The sequence below is a fragment of the Streptomyces phyllanthi genome (genome assembly GCF_009377205.1).
Lineage (GTDB): Bacteria > Actinomycetota > Actinomycetes > Streptomycetales > Streptomycetaceae > Streptomyces > Streptomyces phyllanthi.
The window spans coordinates 1-3,072 of record NZ_VJZE01000714.1; the positions used below are offsets into that span (position 1 = coordinate 1).

A 3,072-nucleotide genomic window follows, 5' to 3' on the forward strand; every position below is an offset into this window, starting at 1 on the left:
GCCCCCGTGCTCCCCGTGCCCGTGCCGGTCCCCGCGCTCCCGGTGGGCGCGGTCCGCGCGCAGGGCCATCGGGCCCGACATGTACGCCAGGATCGCCGCCGAGGCGATGAACGCCATGTGGATCACCGTGCCCCACAGCAGCGCGTGGCGCGAGGTGTGGTGGACGTCCACGAACATCTGGAGCAGATGGACGGAGGAGATGCCCACGATGGCGGTGGCGAGCTTGACCTTCAGGACGTTGGAGTTGACGTGCGAGAGCCATTCGGGCTGATCGCGGTGGCCCTGGAGACCGATGCGCGAGACGAACGTCTCGTAGCCGCCGACGATCACCATGATCAGCAGATTCGCGATCATGACCACGTCGACCAGCTTCAGCACGGCGAGCATCACGTACGTCTCGGTCGCCTGCCCGGTCACGCACTGGAGGATTAAGTTCCACAGCTCCTTGAAGAACTTGTAGACGTAGACGCCCTGGGCCGCCACCAGACCGACGTACAGCGGGGCCTGGAGCCAGCGGGTGGCGAACAGGGCGTAGCCGAGTGTCGCCGTCATCGGCGTCATCGGGGAGGCTGGGGACGTGAGGGGCTGGCGGCGACCGGACAAGGGCTCACTCCAGGGCTGCGGCGCGGGCGATGACCTGCACGGTTCGCCATTCTTCGCAGCCACCGCCGCATATCTGAATTCCGGCCACTCATTGGAGTGGATAGACATTCAATACGACGGGACGCGGACGTCAGCCGGACCGTCCAGGACGTGACGCGGACGTCACCCCCGATCCATGCCGTCCGCACCCTCCGGTCGGGCACACTGGACGTTTGGCCGAGCCGGAGCCATGTCATCAAGCGTCATCGAGCCAGAGCCATGCCCCGGGATCCCGAAAGGCAGCCGCGTGTGAACGGTCCACTCATCGTCCAGAGCGACAAGACCCTCCTGCTCGAGGTCGACCACGAGCAGGCCGACGACTGTCGTCGGGCGATCGCGCCCTTCGCGGAACTGGAGCGGGCGCCGGAGCACATCCACACCTACCGGGTGACCCCGCTCGGCCTGTGGAACGCGCGCGCCGCCGGACACGACGCCGAGCAGGTCGTGGACGCGCTGGTGCAGTACAGCCGCTACCCGGTGCCGCACGCGCTGCTGGTGGACGTCGCCGAGACGATGGACCGCTACGGCCGCCTCACCCTCACCAAGCACCCCGCGCATGGTCTGGTCCTCACCACGACCGACCGCCCGGTGCTGGAGGAGATCCTGCGGTCGAAGAGGATCATGCCGCTCGTCGGCGCACGGATCGACCCGGACACCGTGGCCGTGCACCCGTCCGAGCGCGGGCAGATCAAGCAGACGCTGCTGAAGCTGGGCTGGCCGGCCGAGGACCTCGCCGGGTACGTGGACGGTGAGGCGCACCCGATCGAGCTGGCCGAGGACGGCTGGGCGCTGCGCCCGTACCAGAAGCAGGCCGTGGAGAACTTCTGGCACGGCGGGTCAGGGGTGGTCGTACTCCCCTGCGGCGCGGGCAAGACGCTGGTGGGCGCCGGTTCCATGGCCCAGGCGAAGGCGACCACCCTGATCCTCGTCACGAACACCGTCTCCGCCCGGCAGTGGAAGCACGAACTGGTGCGGCGGACCTCGCTGACCGAGGACGAGATCGGCGAGTACAGCGGTACGAGGAAGGAGATCCGCCCGGTCACCATCGCCACGTACCAGGTGCTGACGACGAAGCGGAAGGGCATCTACCCGCATCTGGAGCTCTTCGACTCCCGCGACTGGGGTCTGATCGTCTACGACGAGGTGCACCTGCTGCCCGCGCCGGTGTTCAAGTTCACGGCGGACCTGCAGGCGCGCCGTCGGCTCGGGCTCACGGCCACGCTGGTCCGGGAGGACGGCCGCGAGTCCGATGTCTTCTCCCTGATCGGACCGAAGCGTTTCGACGCGCCGTGGAAGGAGATCGAGGCGCAGGGGTACATCGCGCCCGCCGACTGCGTCGAGGTCCGCGTCAATCTCACGGAGAGCGAGCGGCTCGCGTACGCGACCGCCGAGACCGAGGAGAAGTACCGCTTCTGCGCGACGACCGCGACGAAGCGGAAGGTGACGGAGGCGCTGGTGCGCCGCTTCGCCGGTCAGCAGACCCTCGTCATCGGCCAGTACATCGACCAGCTCGACGAGCTGGGCGAGCACTTGAACGCGCCCGTCATCAAGGGTGAGACGTCGAACGCCCAGCGCGAGAAGCTCTTCGACGCGTTCCGCGAGGGCGAGATCAGCGTGCTCGTCGTCTCCAAGGTCGCGAACTTCTCGATCGACCTGCCGGAGGCGACGGTCGCGATCCAGGTGTCCGGCACGTTCGGCTCCCGCCAGGAGGAGGCCCAGCGACTCGGCCGGGTCCTCCGCCCCAAGGCCGACGGCCACCAGGCCCACTTCTACTCGGTGGTCGCCCGAGACACCATCGACCAGGACTTCGCGGCCCACCGGCAGCGGTTCCTTGCGGAGCAGGGGTACGCGTACCGGATCGTGGACGCCGACGAGTTGCTGGCCGAAGAGGCCTGAGTGCCGCTCAGGTCGTTCTGCGCAGTGAGTCGGACCGAGCCGCCTGAATTCCTGACGCCCACGAGCATCCCACGCCAAGATCCACTTTCTGGAGGCGTGCCGGGCGTCGCGAGGCGGTGCGCGAGAGTGCGAGAAGCGCGCCGCCTGCGGCTCCGCCCGGTGACCAGGGAATCACGCATCGTAGTGTCACGGGCCGCGAACTGCTGTTCCACGGGGTTCGGTTACCCCGCGGCTCACCGGCTCACGGAGGCGGGCTGTGGCTCACCGGCGGTGTACGCCCGCCTCTTCCGCGTACTCGCCCAGGACGACCACCTCGAACGCGGCGCCCGCGAACACCTTGATCGCGCGCATCGCGTCGCCCATCCAGTGGCGGTGGTGGTCGACGTCGAGGGCGGTCGCGCCGGGCGGCGGACCATGCCGGGCGGGTACGGGGGAGAAGGTCGCTGCACTCATATCTCCATGATGGGAAGTGGACACCCGAATGGCGTCGGTCCGGAGAGGGAATCTCCCCCTCCGCCCGATCCCCCTCAGGTC

3 protein-coding genes are annotated in these 3,072 nt (G+C 68.5%); 1 reads left to right on the plus strand and 2 read right to left on the minus strand.

What is annotated here, in order from left to right:
- A partial coding sequence (locus FNH04_RS43835; RefSeq protein ID WP_228031981.1) for a TIGR00645 family protein occupies positions 1-552 on the minus strand: 552 nt, incomplete at its 3' end.
- 339 nt (positions 553-891) lie between these two features.
- Here FNH04_RS43835 and FNH04_RS43840 point away from each other — a divergent pair.
- The gene (locus tag FNH04_RS43840) at positions 892-2,538 is read left to right on the plus strand and encodes a DNA repair helicase XPB (protein WP_322725597.1); all 1,647 of its coding nucleotides are present in this window, start codon (positions 892-894) and stop codon (positions 2,536-2,538) included.
- Between the two features lie 261 nt (positions 2,539-2,799).
- On the opposite strand, the gene FNH04_RS43845 is transcribed toward FNH04_RS43840, so the two are convergent.
- Positions 2,800-2,991, minus strand: a complete 192-nt coding sequence (locus FNH04_RS43845) for a hypothetical protein (RefSeq protein ID WP_152791812.1) — start codon at positions 2,989-2,991, stop codon at positions 2,800-2,802.
- Positions 2,992-3,072: the final 81 nt, after the last annotated feature.